Here is a 20,622-nt window from a genome sequence, read left to right as displayed (position 1 = left end):
CGGGCCCCGCGGCGGCGCCGCGGGCCCCGCGATACGGATCAGTCGACCTCGCCGGACGCGAGCCGCCGCCGCGCCGTCTCGGTGTCGCAGCCTCCGACCCACCGGCCGACGACCAGGGTGGCGATCACGTTGCCCATCAGGTTGGTGGCGGCGCGGATCTGCGACATGAAGCTGTCGGCGCCGATCAGCAGGGCCAGCGCCCCGACCGGGATGTCGCTGATGGTCGGCATGGTGGCGGCGAGCGCCACGAAGCCGGCCCCGGCGACGCCGGCCGCGCCCTTCGAGGTGAACAGCATCACGAAGAGCACCGAGAGCTGCTGCCAGATCGACATCTCGATGTCGAGCGCGTGGGCCATGAACATCAGGCCCATGGTCATGTAGATGGCGGTGCCGTCGGTGTTGAACGACATGCCGGACGGCATGACGAGGCCGACCACCTCGCGCGAGACGCCGAGCTTCTCGAGCTTCTCCATGCAGCGGGGCAGCATCGCCTCGCCCGAGGTGGCGGCGAGACAGAACAGCCACTCGTCCTTGAAGTAGGACAGGACCTGCCAGATGCTGAAGCCGGCCCAGCGCAGGAAACCGCCGAGCACCACGACGACGAACAGGATGCTGACCAGATACACGCCGAGGATGAGCTGGCCGAGATCGATCAGCGTGCGGGTGCCGAACTTCGACACCGTGAACGCCATGGCGCCGAAGGCGGCCAGCGGCGCGATGGTCATGATGATCTTGACCATGCCGAAGAAGGCGTAGGTCGAGCGGTCGAGGAAGTCGACGATCGGACGGCCCTTCTCGCCGATGCCGACGAGCGCGAAGCCGAACAGGGTGGCGACGAACACCACCTGCAGCATGTTGCCCTTGGCGAAGGGGTCGACGAAGGTGGACGGGATGATGTCCATCAGGAAGTGCATCATCGTCATGTCCTGGCCCTGCTTGGCGAAGCCCTGGACCAGCTTGGTGTCGAGCGCGGCCGGGTCGGCGTGGATGCCGGACCCGATCGGCCACACGTTGATGACGACGATGCCGATGAGGAGCGCGATGGTGGAGGCGACCTCGAAGTAGATCAGCGCCTTGGCGCCGACATTGGCGACCCGGTGCATGTCGCCCATCTTGGCGATGCCGACCACGATGGTCAGGAAGATGATCGGCGTGATCACCATCTTGATGGCCTTGATGAAGACCATGCCGAGCGGCTGCAGCGTCACCCCGACGTTCGGATAGACGGCGGCGAGCAGCGAGCCCAGGATCACGCCCGCGATCACCTGGACGTACATCTTCTTGTAGAAAGGCTTGGCCTTCCGGCTCGGCGCCGGTGCGACGGACGCGCCGGCGGCGGCATTCACGACAGTCATCACCATTCCCCCAAAGAGTCGGTCCCCGCAGGGACGGCCGGGCGGTCGGCGCGGTGCGCCGGCCCGGCTTCGTTGTCGGTCGACGGTCGACCGTGAATCTCGCGGAGCGGAACGCGCGGGGGTGCCGCGTTCACGCCGCCGCCTTCTTGCTCCCCTGATTCCGGCTGCGCATCATGGTGATCAGCTGGCTGCCGAGGATGACCAGGGCGAGGGCCCAGAACAGCAGCGCCGTGTAGGATTCGACGAACACGGCGGGCGAGCCCTCCGACATGATCATGGCGGTGCGGGCCTCGCGCTCGAGCGTCGGGCCGAGCACCAGGCCGAGCAGGATCGGCGTCGCCGGAATGCCGCCCTTGATCAGCCAGTAGGCGACGAACCCGACCAGCCCCATCACCCCGACGTCGAACAGCGAGTTGCGGATCGCGAAGGAGCCGATCACGCACATCACCAGGATGCCGACCGCCATCAGGTGCGGCGGCACCCGCAGCGCCTTGACGAAGGCGCGCACCCCGAACAGCTGGATGAGCGCCGTCACCACGTAGGCGAGGACGAACAGGAGATAGATCGACATGATGACGTCGGGCTTCTCCATGAACAGCAGCGGCCCCGGCTGGATGCCGTGGATCAGCAGGCCGCCGAGGATGATGGCGGTCGCGGGATCGCCCGGGATGCCGAGACCGATCAGCGGGATCATGGCGCCGCCCGTGACGGCGTGGTTGGACGCCTCCGGCGCGACCACGCCCGACACCTCGCCCTTGCCGAAGGTCTCGGGATGCTTCGACCAGCGCTTCGCCTGGTCGTAGGCCAGGAACGCGGCGATCGGGCCGCCGGTGCCCGGGATGGCGCCGACCACCGTGCCGATGGCGGCGGATCGGAGGAAGTTCCAGCGCTGCGACAGCAGCAGCCGCCAGGACGGCAGCTCCGTGCGCACGTTGCCGGCCTCGATCCGCATCTCCTTGCCGCGCCAGTAGGTGGCGAACACGGTGACGACGTGCGGGACCGCGAACAGGCCGATCATGGCGACCAGCAGGTCGACGCCCTGCAGCATCGCCGTGGTGCCGAAGGTGAAGCGCGGCACGCCGTCGATCGGGTCCTGGCCGATGTTCATCAGCATCAGGCCGATGACGCCGCCGATCAGGCCCTTCACCAGCGAGCCGCCGGCCAGCCCGCAGATGGTGGAGAGGCCGAACACGACGAGCGCCGTGATCTCGGCCGGCCCGAACGAGATGGCGACGCGGGCGAGCGCGTCGACCGAGACCAGCATCACGATCAGGCTGAGAATGCCCCCGACGCAGCCCGCGATGGTGGCGATGCCGATGGCGATCGAGGCCTTGCCCTGCTTGGCCATCACCTCGCCGTCGAGCACCGTGGCGGCGGCCGAGGGCGTGCCGGGGACGCCGATCAGGATGGCCGAGACGGCGCCGCCCGTCATGCCGCCGATATAGGTGCCGAGCAGCATGGCGATGGCGGCCGTGTGGCTCATCGAGAAGGTGATGGGCAGCACCATGGCGAGCGCCATGGAGTAGGTCAGCCCCGGAATGGCGCCGAAGATCAGGCCGACCAGCGCGCCGAAGAAGGTGCCGAGCAGCGCCTGCCAGCTGAGCGAGGCGGCCAGGGCGGTCAGGAAGATGTCCATGGTCGATCCTCAGAACAGATTGATCAGCTCGCCTTGCGGCAGGTAGACGGCGAGGAGCTTGCCGAGGATCAGCCAGACCGCCACGGCGAAGCCGACCGGATACCCGATCAGCAGCCACGGCGATCGCTTGCCGAGCATGAGATACAGGAAGGCGGCGAGGGCGACGACGGTGCCGATCAGGAAGCCGGTGAGCTTCAGCAGCAGGATGTAGACGGCCAGGAACCCGAAGGTGGCGGCGATGCCGCGCCAGTCGAGCGCGTCGAGGGCCGGCGCGGCCTTCTTGGCCTGGAGCGGGGATGTTCTGAAGATCGCGCCGGCCAGCAGCACGGCGGAGAGCACCGCCAGCGCGATGCCGGAGGCGAGCGGGAAGGTCCGGGCGCTCGACGGGCTGCCGGGCGAGTCCGGGATGGTGGTCAGGATGAAACCGATCCACACCAGGGCGATGACGAAGAGCAGTGTTCCGGTCAGAAGATCTCGGGCGCGGTCGGCCGCCATCGGGTACTCCCAGGTGACTGTTCTTGGCGTGCGAGGTCGAGGCGGGCGCGCGGCCCGCCTCGCTGATCGTGCTACTTCTTCTTCTTGTTGATGCCGAGCTCGGTCATGAGCTCGCCGATCTCCTTGTCGTTCTCGGCCACCATGGCGCCGAAGTCCTTGGCCGACTTGAACAGCGGCGAGAAGCCGAGATTGTCGCCGGCCTTCTTGAAGTCGGGCGACTCGACGGCCTGCTTGATCGACGCCTCGAGCTTGGCGATCACGGCCGGCGGCGTGTCCTTGGGCGCGTGGATGCCGCGCCAGATGGTGAGGTCGAGGCCCTTGGCTCCGGCGGAGTCGCAGGTGACGGTGTCGACCGGAAGGTCGACCTTCTCCTTGCTGGTCATGCACAGCACGTTGATGGTGCCGGCCTTCACGTGCGGGGCGAACTGGCTCGCCCACTGCAGGGCCGCATCGATGCGCCCGCCGAGCAGCTCGGCCGGCGCACGGCCTTCGCCGTACGGAATGTAGACCACCTGCAGGCCGAGGCGGTTGAACAGCGCCGCCGAGGCGAGGTGGGTGAAGGTGCCGAGGCCGGAGACGCCGACGCGCAGCTTCTTGCCGCTCGCCTTGCCGGCGTCCTGCAGGGCCTTGAGGTCCTTCCAGCCGGAGTCGGCGCGGACGGCGAGCACCGGCACTTCCATTCCGATCTGCGCAACAGGCGCGAGGGCCGAATAATTGAACGGCAGATTGCCCTGATAGTAGACGGTCGAGATCGAGTTCGAGGAGAACACGATGCTGTAGCCGTCCGGTGCAGCGCTCTGCAGGAACGTGTAGCCGATGGCGCCGCCGCCGCCGGGCCGGCTGACCGTGATGACGGGCTGGCCGATGTTCTTCGACATCAGATCGGCGAGCACCTGGCTGATCGTCTGCGCCGGGCCGCCGAACAACGTCGTCATCTCGATCGTCTTCTCGGGGAACTCGGCGTGGGCGGGAGACGGCAGGGAGAGCAGAAGTCCGGCGGCAGCCGCCGCGCCGAACAAACGAAAAGTCGTGGCAGTGGTCCGCGTCAGTCTCATCAGGTCCTCCGGACGTGGAAGAGTCGTTTCGGTCACTGTCGCCGCGGCGGATGCTGCCTCATTAGCAACCTTTGGAAAAGCAACGGACTCGCCCGCCCTGATCCGCGTGACGCGCATGCGGGCGCGGTGGCGGATAAGAACCGAGCCGGGAGCCGCGGCGGGTTGTCGTCGGCGACGATTCGTGCGCCGGCGAGCGATTGCAGCAGACTGGACACGCCGTGGGAAGGCCGCCAAACGGCCGGTCGATCTAAAACGTCCTGCGTCGGCGCTGGAATCCCGATTGTTTATCGGATGATATGGAGCATTAACGCGGATCGCCTCGCGTTGCCGCAATGCGGGCCATGCGTGCTGCATCGCAGCGCGGGCGGCGGCTCGCGGGGCTGCGATCCCGGAAACTACGGATGGTGGGAGTCCGTCGCGCGGGCCGGCGAAGAAGACGGACGGTGCCGCCGGCGCTGCTTCAGCCGGCGCGGCGGCGACGCTGCGACGTTCCACCGCGCGCCTTCTTGGCGGTCGCCGCGCCGCGGCCGACCGGCTTGCGCGGGTGGCCCGGGCCCGCCCCGTCCTGCGCCTCGACGCTGCGCCGGAGTGCGTCCATCAGGTTCACCACCTTGGACGGCGTCTTCTGGCGGGTCGGCCGGGCCGCCTCGCCGTTTTCCTTGCGGGCGATCAGCTCGCGCAGCGCCGTCTCGTACCGGTCCTCGAACTCGTCGGGGCGGAATTCGCCCTTCATGGTGTCGATGATGTGGGTCGCGAGCTCGATCATCTCCTTGGGGATCGGCTCGTCCGGGATGTCGTCGAAGAACTCGGCCTCGTCGCGCACCTCGTAGGGATAGCGCAGCAGCGTGCCCATCAGGCCCTTGCCGCGCGGCTCCAGCGCGATGACGTGCTCGCGGCTGGAGATGACGACGCGGCCGAGCGCCACCATGCCGCGGGCCCGGATCGCCTCGCGGATCACCGCGAAGGCCTGGCGGCCGGCCTCGCCGTCCGGGACGACGTAGTAGGGCCGCACATTGTAGAGATCGTCGATCTCCTCGTGCGGCACGAAGCGGGTGATGTCGAGGGTGCGCGAGCTCTCGATCTCGATCGACTCGAGATCCTCGGACGTGATCTCGACATAGCCGTCGGCGGTCTTGTAGCCCTTGACGATGTCGCCGGCCTCGACCGGCTCGCCCGTGTCGGCGTCCACCTTCTGCATGCGGATGCGGTGCCCGGTCGCCTTGTCGAGGAGATTCAGGCGAATCTTTTCGCGGTCCGTCGTCGCGGGATAGAGCGCGATCGGGCAGGAGACCAGCGACAGGCGTAGATAGCCCTTCCAGTTCGCACGCGGTGCCATCGGGCATACTCCGGTACAAACGACGACTCAACGCCACCCGGCGAGGTGCGTTCCGATTCGATGAAACGGGCGTTTTCGAAGGGCTGGCGTACCGTGCGATTCACGGTTCGTTCGTGACGCGGCGCGTCGGAGGCGACGGATGCGCGCCGAGGACCGACGAAGACAGGCCGAGCAGCCGAGCCGGACCGGGAAGCGAACAGAAATCGTGCGATGTCGACGAGACGGCCTCGATCCGCTCGTCTCCACGAAGGCGGGGACCCAGGGGCTCCACGGCAAGGCGCCCTGGATCCCCGCTTGCGCGGGGATGAGCGGAGGATGCGGCACGCGTCGGCGTCGCTCGGCTCGCCTCACTGCGGCTGGAAGTTCACGCTCTTCAGCAGGGCGGCGAGGCGGGGGACGTCGCGGGCGATGTAGCTCTTCGTCTCGTCGATGGTCTCGACGACCGGCTCGAGCAGGGTCGACTCGAGGCGCTTCTGGACCTCGGGATCGGCCATCGCCTCGCGCATCACGGCGTTGATCTGCTCCCGAATGGCGAGCGGCGTGCCCTTCGGGGCCCAGATGCCGTACCACGACTGCCACTGGAAGCCCGGCATGCCGCTCTCGGCGATGGTCGGGATCTCGGGGGCGAGCTTCGAGCGTTCCAGCGAGGCGATGCCGAGCGCCTTCACCTTGCCGTCGCGCGCCGAGGGCAGCAGCGCGAAGGAGGAGTCGATGAGAAGCTGGACGTGGCCGCCCATCACGTCGGTCAGGGCCGGCGCCGTGCCGCGATAGGGCGAGATGGTCATGGTCAGGCCGGCGCGGGCGAGGAAGTCGATGGCGGCGAGATGGCTCGGCGCGCCGAGCGCCGCGACCGCGAAGGTCCACTTGTCGGGCTGCGCCTTGGCGGCGGCGATCACCTCGGCGATGCTCTTCTCCGGACGGCCCGGCGCCATCACCATCACGAGCGGCGCCTTGGCCGTGCGGCCGACCACCTCGAAGTCCTTCTGCGGATCGAACGTGACGCCGCCGACCACCATGTTCAGGACGATGTGGTTGAACGCCGAGGCGAGCAGAGTGTAGCCGTCCGGCGGCGAATGCAGCACCGCGGTGGTGCCGATCACGGCGCTGCCGCCCGGACGGTTTTCCACCACGACGGTGGCGCCGAGCTTGTCCTGCAGGCGCTGCCCGGCGAGCCGGCCCATGGCGTCGTTGGCGGCGCCGGCCGGGAAGGGCACGACGATCTTGATCGGCCGCTCCTTCGGCCAGGCGGCCTGGGCGTGCACGGCCGGGGCGGGGAACGAGGCGGCAGCGAGGCCCGCCGCACCGCCGATGAGGAGCCGTCGTCGCGTCGTGTCGATCATGATGCTCTCCCGGACTGCGCCGCCGTTATCGACAGGCGGTCGCCGTCCGCGATAGCACTCCGGTGCGGACCGCTCCAGCGATGGGTGGTCGATACGGGATCGGCCGGATCGAAGCACGTCATCGCGTATCGGAGAGAAGAACGCTCTTCGGACTCCGATCTGGCGCTGCGTCAGGCGACGAGGCGCTGGTGCAGTGCGTCGGGCCACTGGCTGGTGAGATACCGGAACATCCAGTTGCCGCGCCGCTTCAGGCGCTGATACGCGGCCTTGAGGTCGAGCACCATGGTGATGCGGCGGCTGCTGCAGGCGAGCTCGCCGACCTCGTGGGTGGCGACCGGGTGGAAGCCCATCACGCGGGTGTGGAAGCCGTAGGGACTGTGCGGGTCGTCCTCGAACACGTCGGTGAGGTAGTGCGTGTAGCCGCGCGAGATGGTCTCGGCGGCGGCGGCCCGCATCAGCGCGGCGGCGACCACCAAGCGGCGGCGGAAGCGCGGCACCACGGCGAACCGGCCGATCTCGGCGATGCGGCTGCCGCGGATCATGTCCTCGATCTTCAGCGACGGGTCGAGCGGCGCGAAGCCGTAGGACGCATAGGCCTCGACCGGCGGATCGTAGACGACCCGCACGACGCCGGCCGGGCGCACCCGCACGCCGATCGGACGCGAGCGCACGTCGACCACGAACCACGAGACGTCGTCGCGGGCGAGGTCGGCGGGCGGGAACTGGGTCTCCGGATCGATCACCCAGCGCTTCTCGCGCTGATAGGTGGCCTGCAGCACCGTCAGCACCCGCTGGCGTCCGGCCTCGTCGGTCACCCGGGTGGTGGTCACGCGCTCGTCCAGTGTCATGGCGCAGCTCCGTGCGAGGGGGGCGGAAGGGCGGCCCGGCGGGGGGGCGCGCCGACGAGGCGGCCGGAGCCGGGGGCGGGCGACCAGCGTTTGCCGGACAGGCGGGCGATCTCGCCCATCACGGTCGCGTGCCATGCGCGCAGGGCGGCGGGCGACGGCCGCTCCAGGCGCTCGCGCGGCAGCAGCGGGGGCCCGATGCGGACCTCCATGGCGTCGCCGTCGCCGATCGGCCGGCCGGGCGCGGCATGCGGGAAGCGGATGCCGACCGGCACGATCGGCACGCCGGTCTCCAGCGACAGGAGCGCGGCGCTGCGCCGACCGGGCAGCAGCGTCTCGGGATCGCGGTTGACCGTGCCCTCGACGAAGACGCCGACCGATCGGCCGCGGGCGAGCGTCGCGCGGGCATGGTCGAGCACCGAGCCGGGCGCGCGGTAGAGCGGGCGCAACGCGTCGAGCACCCGCGGCCGCGCCGGCTTCGTCGTGACGGTGAGGGTCTCTGCCCGGCGATAGAGCAGGCCGATTCCGGGGATCAGCCGGAAATTCCAGTCGGCCATGAAGTGGATCAGCCGGCCGCCGCGATGCAGGGTCAGCACGGCGGGCACCAGCAGCGCCTCGGTGCGGGTCGAGTGGTTGAGGGCGAGGATGAACGGGTCGTAGCCGGCCCGGACGTTCTGCAGCCCGCTCACCGCCAGCACGCGGCCGCGCGCCGCCAGCGCCACGGCGCGCAGCAGGCCGCGGTTCACGGCGCCCTCCTGATAAGGCAGCGGCCAGCGCAGCAGCTCGCCCAGCGTCACGAGCTCCCAGTCGGGCGGATCGGCGTACAGCGACATCGTCGAACGGGGTCGGGTCGGAGCGCGGCCACCGCCCGGCGCGGCGACCCGGCGTCTCCGATCATTCGGACAGTGTTCGGCGATTCCTGTTGCGCGGCGATGAGGGGCGCGTGACGGAGAGGTGACAACGTGGACGGGAGGTCGCCGCGGGCCGCAGGGCGGACACGGAGAGGCCCGTGCCGTCTGCAGGTGCGCCCCCGAGGGGCCGCTCGCGAGGTCCGACGGCGTAAGCCGGCGCGGTGTGCCGCACCCGCGCTACGCCTCACCGCCGGCCGGTTCGCTGAGCTCGACCCATTCTCGGCTCATTCCCGCGCAAGCGGGAATCCAGGGGCCACACGTCCTGCCGCCCTGGGTCCCCGCTGGCGCGCCATGGGATGCGCAGGTCCCGAAAGCGTCAGCGAATTCAATGCATCGCATTTCGTCGGCGTCATCGCCGGGCTCGCCCCGGCCGACCATCCGCTTCGAAAAACATGACGGCTTGCGAAGCATGGCTGTCTGCGAAGAGTGACGGATGCGCGGGGCGAGCCCGCCGCATGATGATTGGCATGCGCAGCGCACGATGTGTGCATGCCGCAGCGCCTGCGCGGGGACGAACGGAAGCGGGGCCGGTTCATCGCGACCGGAAACCGCCCTACGCGTCGTCGCGCTCGATCGTCAGCGCGCGGCCGCCGCAGCTGAGGAAGGCGCGGCTGCGGCAGGTGAGGACGATCACCTGCTGCTTCTCGGCCGCCTGGGTGAGCACGTCGAACATCCGCTCGATGCGGTCGTCGTCGGAGAAGACGAGCGAGTCGTCGAGCAGCACGGGCACGGCCTGGCCGCGTTCGGCGAGCAGGCGTCCGAGCGCGAGGCGGACGATGATGGCGACCTGCTCGCGGGTGCCGTCGGAGAGCGACACGAAGGGCTCGTCGGCCCCGGCCCGGGTCAGCCCGTCGATCGCGAAGGAGGCGTCGAGCGCCGCGTCGGCGCCCGGGAACAGGGCGTGCAGATAGGGCCGCATGGCGGTCTTCACCGGGGCCAGATAGCTGTCGCGCGCGGCGCGGCGGCTCTCCGTCACGGCGTCGCGCAGGAGCCTGAGCGCGGCGAGCCGGCGCTCGATGGCGGCGACCTCGGTCTCGGCCAGCGCCAGCGCGTCGGCCGTCTCGGCCTCGCGCTCGCCCAGCCCTTCGCCGCCCCGGGTGGCGATGCGGCCCTGCAGGTTGGCGATGTCGCGCTCGACCTCGGCGAGCCGTCTTTCGCGGCCGTCGATCGCCTGGGTCAGCCGCCTCACCCGGGCGTCGAGCGCGGTGCGCTGGTCGGCGGTCGGCACCGCGGCGCGCAGCTCCGCCGCCCGGCGGGTCGCCGCGTCGAAGGCGGCGCGCGCCTGCGCGGCCTCGGCCGCCAGCGACACCAGCCGCTCGGCCCGCCTGTCGTCGGGGCAGACGGCCAGATCCTCGCCGAGTCTGGTCTGCATGTCGGCGAGATCGAGCTGCAGTGCCTGCAGGCGCAGCGTTTCGGCCTCCGCCTCGCTGCGGGCCGCCAGCACGGCGGACTGCGCGTCGGCGTGCTCGCGGCGCAGCCGGTCGCGCGCCGCCTCGGCGGCGGCCCGCTCGCGCGCCAGCGTGTCGCGGTCGGGCAGGGGAGCGCCGGAGTCGGACCCCGTCTCCAGGCCTGCCTGGGCTTCGGCGAGCGCCTTCTCCAGCAGGGCGATGCCGTCCTCCTTGCCGCCCTTCGCCGGCCCGGGTCCCGGCACCGGCGCCGTGGCGGCCAGCTCGGCGGCGAGGCCGCGTCCCTCGGTCTGCAGGTCGGCCGCCCTGGCGCGCCGTTCGTGCGCCTCGGCGAGCGAGGCGACGCCGGCCTCGCGCAGCGCGCGGGCGAGCTGCTCGCGCGCGCCTTCGATCGCGGCGGCGTCGTCCGAGGCGGCCGGCACGATCTCGACCGTGGCGAGGTCGCCGACCGCGACGGTGACGGGCGCCACCGCCGCGATGTCGCGGGTGCCGTCGACCGCCTCGCCCGCGCAGGTGACGCGGCCGGCGCCGGCCGGCCCGATCGTCACGCGCACCCGCGGCGCCTTCGCCTCGGCGCGGGCGCGCGCCGCGTCGAGCGCCTGCATGGCCGTCTCGATCGCCTTGACGGCGTCGGCCGGCACGGCGAGCGTCGTGATCAGCTGGCGGATCCGCGCGATATGCTCGCGCAGCTCGCGGGCGCGGACGAGCCGGGCCGAGATCTCGGCCACCCGCTCGGCGTCGCGCGCCGCGGTCTCGCGTCGCCGCGCCCGGTCGACCGCCCGCTCCGCCTCGGCGAGCCGCGTCGCCAGCGCCCCGAACGCCTGCTCCTGCGCGGCGAGGCGCGCCGCCTGGGCGTCCTTCGCCGCGCTCTGCTCGGCGGCGCGCCGCGTCAGCGCCGCGATCTTCTCGCGCGTCCTGGCGATGCGCTGGTCGAGCCCGACCAGCTCCTCGTGGCGCTTGCGGGCGCGGTCGGCGGCGAGCTCGCGCTGCGCCTCCTCGGTCCCGGCCTGCTGGGCCGCCTGCTCGGCCCGGGCGCCGGCGTCGCGTTCGGCGAGGGCGGCGTCGCGGTCGGCCTTCTGGCGGGCGGTCTCGGCCGGGTCGGCGAGCAGCGCGCGCTCGCGCAGCTTGTCGGTCAGCGCGGTGCGGTCCGCCTCCAGCGCGTCGAGCGTGCGGCGCAGCTCGGCGAGCGTCCTCTCCGCCTCGGCGCGACGGTCGAGCGCCGCCTTCCAGGGGCCGCCGGCCTTGGGCTGGCCGCGCGCCGTCTCGTCCTCGGCCAGCCGGTCGGCGACGCGCCGGAGCACCCGCTCGCCGCGCTCGCCGCCCAGCACCTCGCCGACCTCGGCCTCGATGACGCGGGAGAGCAGCGCCCGCGTGCCCTCGTCCGGCTCGGCCGGCCTGAACGACTGGCCCTGCCGCACCCACAGGAGCCCGAAGGCGGCCTCCTCGGCCGCCGAAGTGCCGGGCGTGAGGTCGAGCGCCGTCCACACGGCCTCGTCGGCGGCGCGGCCGTCGGCGACCAGGGTGCCGTTCTTGTAGAGCTTGGCGCCGGTCGAGCGCAGGAACGACTTCTTGACGAGGTAGTCGGCGCCGCCACGCTTGAAGCCGACCTCGACGCAGGCGGGCAACTCGGCGCCGAGGCTGCCGAGCCGGCGCATCTCCTCGGTCTTGCTGCCGTGACGGGCGAACAGCGCGAGATGCAGGGCGCGGAACAGCGTGGACTTGCCGGCCTCGTTGGGGGCGCACAGCAGGTTCAGCCCGGTATCGAGGCCGCGCAGAACATGGCGGCTGCGGAAGCGGCCGACGCCTTCGACGGCGAGATGCGTGATGATCATGTCGGCCTCACGCCGTCGCTTCGAGATAGAGGGCGAGGAGCGCGTCCTCGGCGGTCTGCCGCTCGGCCGCGGTCAGGGCCGGGTCGGCGGCGCGCGCCTTCAGGGTCTCGGCCACGCGGCGCAGGACGCCGTCGAAGTCGATGCGCTCGAGGTCGGCGGCGTCGGGCCGGATGGCGAGGGCGAGCGCCGCGTCGAGGTGGAACACCGAGGCCTGCAACCGCTCCAGCCACTCGTCGAGGGCGCGGCGCGCCGCGATCGACAGGGCGCCGCCGATCTTCAGCTTCAGCACCAGCTTCGACACCGGGTCGTGGGCGGTGCGCAGCAGCGCCTCGCGGGCGGCGAGCGTGTCGGCGTCGGCGAGATCGAGGGTCTCGGCGGCCCAGCGATAGGTGCCCACGTGGCGCGGCTCGACGGTCGGCGGGGCGCCGGCCTGCGGGACCGTGACGAGGAGCGCGGTGCCGACCGTCTGGCTGTCGTGGCGGTCCGGCTCGGGCGTGCCGGCGTACCAGGTGCGCGGGCCGATCTCCCGGGTGCGGTGCCAGTCGCCGAGCGCCAGGTAGTCGAGGCCGGCCTTCTCGGCGCGGCCCGGGTCGATCTGGTTCGCGGCCTCGCCGTCGTCGCCGGGCGTGCCGAAGCGGGTGACGGCGCCGTGGGCCAGCCCGATGCGGATGGTGCCGGGCGGGGTCGCCGCCTCGTCCATGCGGGCGGTGAGGTCGCGGGTCTCGTGCCGGCTGGTCAGCGGCGCCGGCAGCAGCACGGCGTGGCCGCCGAGCGCCACCGGCTCGGCCGAGAGGTGAACCACGACATTGGCGGGCAGGCCGAGGGCACAGAGGCGCTCCCACGGCCCGCCGGGCCGGTGGGCGTCGTGGTTGCCGGGCAGGAGGTGCCAGATGACCGCGGAGAAGCCGCGCATGCGCTCGACCGGCGCCCGCAGCGTCACGTTGGCCGGGCTGTCGCTGTCGAACACGTCGCCGGCGACCAGGACGTGGGCGGCGCCCTCGGCGACCGCGAGGCGGCCGATCGCCTCGACGGCGTCGAGCCGCGCGGCCCGGAACGCCTCCGCCTTGTCGCCGAAGCGGACGAACGGCTTGCCGATCTGCCAGTCGGCGGTGTGGACGAAACGCATGGAACGACCTGCCCGAGCCTCGGCGCGGCGCGCCGATTCGTGGGCCGATCCTAGCGCATTCGCGGTTTGTTCGGTGGTGCGTACGGGGCTGACGGGTCGCTATCCACCGTCGGCGCAGCGGCGTCACTCCTCCCCTACCGCCCCGTCGCCCGGCCCGCCTGGGAGACCAGCCAGGCCATGATCTCGGCGCTCTCCTGGACGGTGCCGAGGCGGCCGGAGCGGCCGGAGTGGCCGGCGCCCATGTCGGTCTTGAACAGGATCTCGCGGCGGTCGGTCCGGGTGGCGCGCAGCCGCGCCACCCACTTGGCCGGCTCGGCGTAGCGCACCTGGCTGTCGTACCAGCCGGCGGTGACGAACATGGCCGGATAGGCCTTGGCCTCGATGTTGTCGTAGGGCGACCACGCGCGGATGTTGTCGTATTCGGCCGGGTTCTTCGGGTTGCCCCACTCGACCCATTCCAGCGTGGTGAGCGGGATCGAAGGATCCGACGTGGTCGTCACCACGTCGACGAACGGCACCTCGGCGACGATCCCGGTGAACAGATCCGGCCGCAGGTTGGCGGCGGCGGCGACCAGCAGTCCGCCGGCGCTGCCGCCGCGGGCGAACAGGGCGCGCGGCGTGGCCCAGCGCTGCGCCGCCAGCGCCTCGCCGACCGCGATCAGGTCGGTGAAGCTGTTGCGCTTGGCCATGCCGCGGCCCTCGCGGTGCCAGCGCTCGCCCTTCTCGTGGCCGCCGCGGACATGCGCCATGGCGTGCACGAAGCCGCGGTCGAGCAGGCTGAAGACGGTCTCGTTGAACACCGGCCGCTGGCTGAACCCGTAGGCCCCGTAGCCGACCACGAGGGTCGGATTGCCGCTGACCGCCTTCAGGCTCCTGCGGTAGGTGATGGTGACGGGCACGCGCTCGCCGTCCGGCGCCGTCGCCTCGATGCGCTCGACCGCGTAGTCGTCCGGCCGCAGCCAGGCGGCCGGCTCCTCCCGGCGCAGCGCCAGGGTGCGGGAGACCATGTCGAAGTCGTAGGTGCGCTCCGGCGTCAGCGGGGCCGAGAAGCGGAAGCGCAGCACGGTGGCGTCCGGCTCGCGGTTGCCGCCGAAGCCGCCGAAGAAGAAGTTGGTGGTGGCAACGCCGATCGCCGCCGGCTGCGGCACCGTCACCGCGTCGCGGTCGGACAGCCGCATCACCTTCACGTGCAGGCCGTTCTGGTCCTCGACGTCCCAGGCGAGGAAGTCCCGGAACGGCTCCATCCGGCGGATCACCTGGCCGGGCTGCTGCGGCACCAGCTCGCGCCAGTGGGCGGCGCCCGGCGTCGCCTCCGGCGCCGTCATGATGCGGAAGTCCGGCGCGTCGAGATCGGTGCGCACGAACACCGTGTCGCCGACATGGTCGACCTCGTAGCGCAGGCCGGCGCGGCGCGGCTCGACCACCTGGAACGCGTCCTCCGGCCGGTCGGCCGGCAGCCAGTGCACCTCGCTGGTCCGCTCCTGGTCGCTCTCCAGCAGGATGTAGCGGCCCGACTTGCTCCGGTGCACGGCGACGCTGAAGGTCGGGTCGCGCTCCTCGTAGACCATCACGTCGCCGTCGGCCGGCGTGCCGATTTGGTGGCGCCAGACCTGGTGGCCGCGCAGCGTCACGGGCTCGCGTCGCACGTAGAACAGCGTCTCGGAATCCGCCGCGAAGGCGAAGCTCTCGGCGCCGTCCGTGATGCCCTGCTCGGTCACGGCGCCGGTGGCGATGTCGCGCACGAACAGGCGGTTCTGCCGGTCGCCCGTGAAGTCGACCATGAAGGCGACGCGCCGCCCGTCCGGGCTCGGTCGCCAGCGCCCGAGCCGGTACATGGCGTGGCCGGCGGCGAGCGCCGGCACGTCGAGCACGATCTCCTCGGGCGCGTCCGGTGCGTCGCGCCGGCGGACGATCACCGGATACTGCGCGCCCTCGGCGAAGCGCCGCTCGTAGAGATAGCCGCCGTCCCGATAGGGGACGCTGGCGTCGCGGGTGGCGCGGCGGTCGCGCAGCTCGGCGGCGATCTCGTCGATCAGCGGGCGGATCGGCTCCAGCCGGCGCTCCGCATAGGCGTTCTCGGCGTTCAGATAGGCCGTGACGTCGGGGTCGTCGCGGTTCGCCAGCCAGTCGTAGGGGTCGGGACGCTCGCGGCCGTGCTCGCGCAGCACCGTGGTGCTCTTGCGGGCGACCGGCGGCCGCACCGCGCGGTCGGCCGGGTCCTCGGCGTCGGCCGAGGGGGCGATCGCCGTCAGGCCGAAATAGACCGCCGCACCGAGTAGGATCGTGAACAGGCCGTGGGGCATTCGTCACCGCCGCTGTGGTCCCGAACTCCGGGGAACACCGGAACTATGGTGGTTCCGGGGCGGTGCCGAAAATCACGATGTTGCGCGGTGTTGCGGCGGCGGCAGCGAGCGGGCCGTCGTCCGTTCGAGGGCCGCTGCGCGGCCACCTCGGGGTGACGGAGCGAAGCCGCCGGCGGGCGACGTCACGGCCGCGGGCGGGCCCGGAAGCTGATGCGGGCCGGATTGTGCTCCATGTTGCCGGGCAGGCGCTCGGCCGCGAAGCCGGCGCGCGTCAGGATCTCGCGGAACTCGGCCTCGGTGTACTTGGCGATGCCGAGCTTCTGGCGGAGCTTGCTGTAGGAGGAGAGGGCGGTCCGCGCGACCCCGAACAGGGCGGCGATCAGGAACCCGTTCGTCCAGGCGTAGCGGAGCAGCGCGACGAGGTCGCTGACGGCGCCGACGTCGGGCGGAATCACGTCGGCGACGATCAGCACGCCGTCCGGCGTCAGCAGGCGCCGCCATTCGGCCAGCAGGCCGTCGAGGTCGGCCCGCGAGAGATACTGGACCACCGAGTTGGCGACGATCAGCTCGAAGGAGCCGGCCGGCATCGCCTGCAGCTCCTCCGGGCTCGCGACGGCGATGTTCGGCACCTGCCGGAAGCGCTCGGCGAGGTTCCGGCGCACGCTCGGCGCCGCGTCGGACAGCACCACGCGGCCCGCCACCTTCGCCACGGTGTCGGCGTGCAGCGCCTCGCCGCAGCCGAAGTCGAGCACCCGCGCCTGCGGCCCCGGCACGAAGCCGGCGATGGCGTTCGCGATGTCGCGGTAGTGGACGTCGATGTGCCGCGCATTCACGTAGATCGAATGCGGATTGTCCCAGAAGCCGACCCAGTCGCGGATGGTGGTCATGTCAGTGCCCGCCCTGAATTGCCGGTCGTTCCGGGGCGGCGCGTCAGCGCCGAGCCCGGAACCCATAGTCCCTGTGTGTCGTGAGCCATCGAGACCGGGCGTATGGATTCCGGGTTCGCGGACCTGCGGTCCGCGCCCCGGAATGACGGAGAATGCCATGCGCTCCGCGGCCCGCTCTGCGGCGGCACGATCAGCAGGCGGTAGGGGGCCGGCCGGTTGGTGTCGCCGAAGAAGGTGCGGGTGACGACGAGGTCGACGGTGCGGGCCTCGGGCTCGGTGCGGGCGCGCGCCGCGAGCGCCTGGAGGCACGGCCGGTCGTCGGCGCGGCAGACCGCGACATAGCCGTCGCGCAGCAGCCGGTCCGGCGAGATCCAGGGCGTCGGGGCGAGCGTGAAGCCCGGCACCGAGTCCGGATGGTCGGGATGATAGAACGCGATCGCGGCGCCGAGATCGGCGTCGCCGATCACGATCGGCAGCCGCGTGCCGGTGGTCGCCACCCATTCGCGTCCGACCGCCTCGGCGAGCGGCGCGTAGTAGGCGCGGCCCTCCTTGTTGCCCTCCCAGTGGCGCAGCAACGCCAGCCCCGGCGCGGCGGCCAGCACCACCAGCGTGACGATCGCCACGGCGCCCGCCACGGCGGTGGCGGCGGGGCGCGAGATCGTCGCCTCGGGCGGGGCGAGCAGCACGACCGGCAGCAGGAACCAGGCCTGCATGGTCCACAGCGAGGTCAGCTCGACGCCGACGAAGGGCGCCGACACGGCCGGGATCAGCAGCGGCAGGACGAGCAGATGCACCAGCATCCGCCGGTCGGGATCGGCCGGCCACAGCGTCGCGGCGACGAGCGCGCGGCCCGGCCGCACGATCGCGAGCCACACCAGGACCGGCACCGCCACATAGGCGACGGCGCCGATCAGATACAGAAAGGCCTTCCACAGGATCGCGCCGAGAGTGGCGCCGCCGTGCACCGCATAGGCGTAGCCGAACGGCTGGAATCCGGTCGTGGCGAGCCACCACAGATGCGGCGACAGCACCGCGAAGCCGGCCAGCATCGACACCCAGGGCGACGGCGACTTCAGATAGCTCCAGCGGGCCGGATGCAGCAGCGCGGCGAGCGGCAGGGCGGCGATCAGATAGATCGAGTAGTACTTGCCCAGCATCGCCAGCGCGCAGGCGGCGCCGGCGGCGGCGGACCACAGGATCGTCCGCGTCTCGAAGGCGCGCAGGAAGCACAGCACCGCGAGCGGCCAGGCGAGCAGCAGCGTCTGGTTGGAGGCGAAGCGCTGGCCGTGGAACTGATAGAACGGCGTCAGCAGCAGGAACAGCAGCACCAGCACGCGCTTGTCGCCCGACACCCAGCGGCGGGCGATGCGGTCGACGACGAACAGGGCGGCGGCCGCGTTGGTCATCGCCAGCAGGTGGAACGACCAGTCGGCGACCGGGAACACCGCGAACCACCCGGCCGCCATCAGGCCGCCGAGCGGCGGGTGCTTGTAGTAGCCGGGACTCGGATGCCGGCTCCAGGCGTAGATCTCGACGAGGTCGGGATGGAGGTCCAGCGACGCGTAGGAGATCACCTGGAACGCCGTCCAGGCCGCCACGAACAGGGCGAGCAGGATGGCGGTCGCGGTGCCGCTGTCGGCGCGGTCGAGCCAGGCGCCGATCACGCGGTTCGGCAGGGCGGGGCGGACGGGAGTCGCGGCCGTGCTCATGAGCCGACGGAGGCCCGGCGCGGTGCGGTCTCGCGGCCGGCGGCGGCGGGCGGCGCCGCCGACGTCTCGGTCTCGGCGACCAGGAAGGGCGGCCAGTTGCGGGTCTCGCGCAGCACCCGGCCGATATACTCGCCGATGATGCCGAGCACCAGGAACTGGCCGGCGCCCAGGATGGCGATCGCCGACATGGTGGAGGTCCAGCCCGCCACGGTGTGGCCGATGGCGAGGAAGCTGACGATCGAGTAGACGAGCAGCAGCACGCCGATCAGCGCGAAGACGAGCGCGAGGTGGATGGCGATGCGCAGCGGCTTCACGCTGTGGGCGATGATGCCGGTGACGGCGAGGTCGATCATCCGGCGCAGCGTGTAGGACGACTCGCCCTCGCTGCGCACGCCCTGGCGGTACGGCACCTTGACCAGCGGATAGCCGAGCCAGCGCACGAGGCCGCGCAGGAACAGGTCGTGGTCGTCGAAACCATTGATGGTGTCGACGACGACGCGGTCGAGCAGCAGGAAGTCGGCACTGCCGGGCTCGATGCGGACGTCGCCGATGGAATCGAGCAGCCGGTAGTAGAGCCGCGACGTGAGCCGCTTGAAGGCCGAGACGTCCCCGGCCGCGGTCTCGCGCTGGGCCGCGACGATCTTGGCGCCCTCGCGCCACCGGGCGAGAAGCTCGGGGATCAGCTCGGGCGGGTGCTCGAAGTCGCAGTCCATCAGCACCACGGCGTCGCCCCTGGCGTGCCGCAGGCCGGCCCGCAGCGCCGACTGGTGGCCGAAGTTGCGGGTGAAGGAGACGTAGCGGACGCGCGGGTCGGCGGCCGCCAGACGGCGCAGCTCGGCCAGCGTGCCGTCCTTGGAGCAGTCGTCGACGAAGACGATCTCGAAGCGGGCGAACGCGTCCGACCGGTCGGCGCTCAGGATCTCGGCCAGGCGGGCCGCCATCGGCCCGACATTGCCGGCCTCGTTGTAGGCGGGCAGCACGACCGAGAGGAGCGGCCCCTGGTCCGTCGTCCGCCGATCCGATCCGACCGCCACGAAGCTCTCCCGGTCTCGTTGTCGCGGGCCTTGCCGGCCCGGCCGGCGGGGCCGGCCGGGCGTGTCAGGGCACAGACGGGGGGAAGAATCAAGCCTCGCCGGGGCGCTCCGCCGGGGCCGGGCCGGCCGGAGGGGCCGGCGGCGGCGGTGCCGGGGTGGCGAGGTGCAGCCCGACCGCCACCGCCGCGAAGCCGACCATGACGGCCGCCATGGCGCTCGCCCCGAGGGTGTCGAACAGGGCCGCCACGATCGCGGAGGACAGGGCGCCGACCACCATCTGGGCGCTGGTCAGCACCGCGGAGGCGACGCCGGCCCGGTGCGGCAGGTCCCGCATCGCCGCATAGGACACGTTGGGCCCGACCAGGCCCACGCTGAACGCCGAGACGAACAGGAGGGCGACGATCGGCACCAGCCGCCCGGCGAGCGGTCCGGCCAGCGCCACCACCAGCAGCGTCGCCGCACCCGTCATCAGGGCGAGCCCGGCGCGCACCAGCGTCACCGGTGCGACGCCGCGGCCGAGCAGGGCGCCGTTGAGCAGCGTGCCGCCGATCGCGCCCGTCACCGGCACGGCGAACACGTAGCCGTAGGCGGCGGCCGACAGCCCCATGAAGCCGATGAACACGATCGACGAGCCGGAAATGTAGGCGAACAGCACGCCGAAGCACGCGGCGTTGAGCAGCGACGCCTTGAGGCTCACCGGATGGGTCAGCACCTCGCGATAGCCGGCGACGAGCTGGCGCGGCGCCAGCGCGTCCCGGTTCCGCTGCACGATCGATTCGCGGAATCCGAGTGTCACGGCGGCGAGCAGCGCGGCGCCGAACACCGCCATCAGCGCGTAGCCGGCCCGCCAGCCGCCGAACGCCAGCGTGTAGACCCCGATGGTCGGCGCGGTCAGCGGCATGATCGCGTTGATCGCCATCACCCAGGAGATCTTCTTGCGCGCCGCGATGCCGTCGAACAGGTCGCGGATGGCGGCGATGACCAGCACCGTGCCGGCCGCCGCGGCGAGCCCCTGGAACAGCCGGGCGGCGAGCAGCACCCCGATGGTCGGCGCCGCCGCGCACAGCACGCTGGTCAGGGCGTAGAGCGAGAGCCCGGCGAGCATCACGGGCTTGCGGCCGAAGCGGTCCGACACCGGCCCGTAGACCAGCGGGCCGGCCGCGAAGCCGAGCATGAACCAGCTCAGCGTCAGCGCGACGGCGGGCTCGCCGGTGCCGAGATCGGCGGCGGTCGCGGCGAAGGCCGGCAGACCGAGGTCGATGGACAGCGGCGGCAGGGCGACCAGCGAGCTGAGCAGGACCGTGAAGGCGAGGGAGGACTTGTCGAGCACGGGGGATCGCCGGACCGGAGAT

At 71.8% G+C, this 20,622-nt stretch carries 15 protein-coding genes; all 15 read right to left on the bottom strand.

Annotated features, from left to right (window positions below):
* Positions 1-38 precede the first annotated feature (38 nt).
* A complete protein-coding gene (dctA, locus tag J2S22_RS20560; protein ID WP_272776976.1) occupies positions 39-1,355 on the bottom strand; it encodes a C4-dicarboxylate transporter DctA in 1,317 nt (438 codons plus the stop codon).
* A 130-nt stretch (positions 1,356-1,485) separates the two neighbouring features.
* Positions 1,486-2,991, bottom strand: coding sequence for a tripartite tricarboxylate transporter permease (locus J2S22_RS20555; RefSeq protein WP_272776977.1), 1,506 nt, complete (start codon positions 2,989-2,991; stop codon positions 1,486-1,488).
* A 9-nt stretch (positions 2,992-3,000) separates the two neighbouring features.
* Positions 3,001-3,486: a tripartite tricarboxylate transporter TctB family protein gene (locus J2S22_RS20550; RefSeq protein WP_272776978.1), complete on the bottom strand. Its 486-nt coding sequence runs from the start codon at positions 3,484-3,486 to the stop codon at positions 3,001-3,003.
* A gap of 71 nt (positions 3,487-3,557) precedes the next feature.
* Positions 3,558-4,541 carry a Bug family tripartite tricarboxylate transporter substrate binding protein gene (locus tag J2S22_RS20545; protein ID WP_272776979.1) on the bottom strand — a complete coding sequence of 328 codons (984 nt, stop codon included), beginning with the start codon at positions 4,539-4,541 and terminating at the stop codon, positions 3,558-3,560.
* A gap of 460 nt (positions 4,542-5,001) precedes the next feature.
* Complete coding sequence (gene ku / locus J2S22_RS20540; RefSeq protein ID WP_272776980.1) at positions 5,002-5,877, bottom strand: non-homologous end joining protein Ku; 876 nt, start codon at positions 5,875-5,877, stop codon at positions 5,002-5,004.
* Positions 5,878-6,224: 347 nt separating this feature from the next.
* The gene (locus tag J2S22_RS20535) at positions 6,225-7,217 is read right to left on the bottom strand and encodes a Bug family tripartite tricarboxylate transporter substrate binding protein (protein WP_272776981.1); all 993 of its coding nucleotides are present in this window, start codon (positions 7,215-7,217) and stop codon (positions 6,225-6,227) included.
* Between the two features lie 170 nt (positions 7,218-7,387).
* Positions 7,388-8,065 carry a GNAT family N-acetyltransferase gene (locus tag J2S22_RS20530; RefSeq protein ID WP_272776982.1) on the bottom strand — a complete coding sequence of 226 codons (678 nt, stop codon included), beginning with the start codon at positions 8,063-8,065 and terminating at the stop codon, positions 7,388-7,390.
* Positions 8,062-8,895 (bottom strand): lysophospholipid acyltransferase family protein, encoded by an 834-nt coding sequence (locus J2S22_RS20525; RefSeq protein ID WP_272776983.1) that lies wholly within the window; start codon positions 8,893-8,895, stop codon positions 8,062-8,064. The genes J2S22_RS20530 and J2S22_RS20525 overlap by 4 nt, the downstream gene beginning before the upstream one ends.
* Positions 8,896-9,526: 631 nt before the next feature.
* The gene (locus J2S22_RS20520) at positions 9,527-12,211 is read right to left on the bottom strand and encodes an AAA family ATPase (protein WP_272776984.1); all 2,685 of its coding nucleotides are present in this window, start codon (positions 12,209-12,211) and stop codon (positions 9,527-9,529) included.
* Between the two features lie 7 nt (positions 12,212-12,218).
* The gene (locus J2S22_RS20515; RefSeq protein ID WP_272776985.1) at positions 12,219-13,337 is read right to left on the bottom strand and encodes a metallophosphoesterase family protein; all 1,119 of its coding nucleotides are present in this window, start codon (positions 13,335-13,337) and stop codon (positions 12,219-12,221) included.
* Positions 13,338-13,471: 134 nt separating this feature from the next.
* Entirely contained in the window at positions 13,472-15,640 is a 2,169-nt protein-coding gene (locus J2S22_RS20510; protein WP_272776986.1) for a S9 family peptidase, read from the bottom strand.
* A 182-nt stretch (positions 15,641-15,822) separates the two neighbouring features.
* Positions 15,823-16,527 carry a class I SAM-dependent methyltransferase gene (locus tag J2S22_RS20505; protein ID WP_272776987.1) on the bottom strand — a complete coding sequence of 235 codons (705 nt, stop codon included), beginning with the start codon at positions 16,525-16,527 and terminating at the stop codon, positions 15,823-15,825.
* A complete protein-coding gene (locus tag J2S22_RS20500; RefSeq protein WP_272776988.1) occupies positions 16,524-18,236 on the bottom strand; it encodes a glycosyltransferase family 39 protein in 1,713 nt (570 codons plus the stop codon). Before J2S22_RS20500 ends, J2S22_RS20505 begins: the two co-directional genes overlap by 4 nt.
* Positions 18,233-19,270 (bottom strand): glycosyltransferase family 2 protein, encoded by a 1,038-nt coding sequence (locus tag J2S22_RS20495; protein WP_272776989.1) that lies wholly within the window; start codon positions 19,268-19,270, stop codon positions 18,233-18,235. Before J2S22_RS20495 ends, J2S22_RS20500 begins: the two co-directional genes overlap by 4 nt.
* An 88-nt stretch (positions 19,271-19,358) precedes the next feature.
* A complete protein-coding gene (locus tag J2S22_RS20490; RefSeq protein WP_272776990.1) occupies positions 19,359-20,600 on the bottom strand; it encodes a multidrug effflux MFS transporter in 1,242 nt (413 codons plus the stop codon).
* Between the last annotated feature and the right edge of the window lie 22 nt (positions 20,601-20,622).

This window comes from Rhodoplanes tepidamans (assembly GCF_030813915.1).
Taxonomy (GTDB): domain Bacteria; phylum Pseudomonadota; class Alphaproteobacteria; order Rhizobiales; family Xanthobacteraceae; genus Rhodoplanes; species Rhodoplanes tepidamans.
The sequence above is the reverse complement of the archived record's forward strand: the minus strand, read 5'-3'. Positions and strand labels throughout refer to the sequence as shown.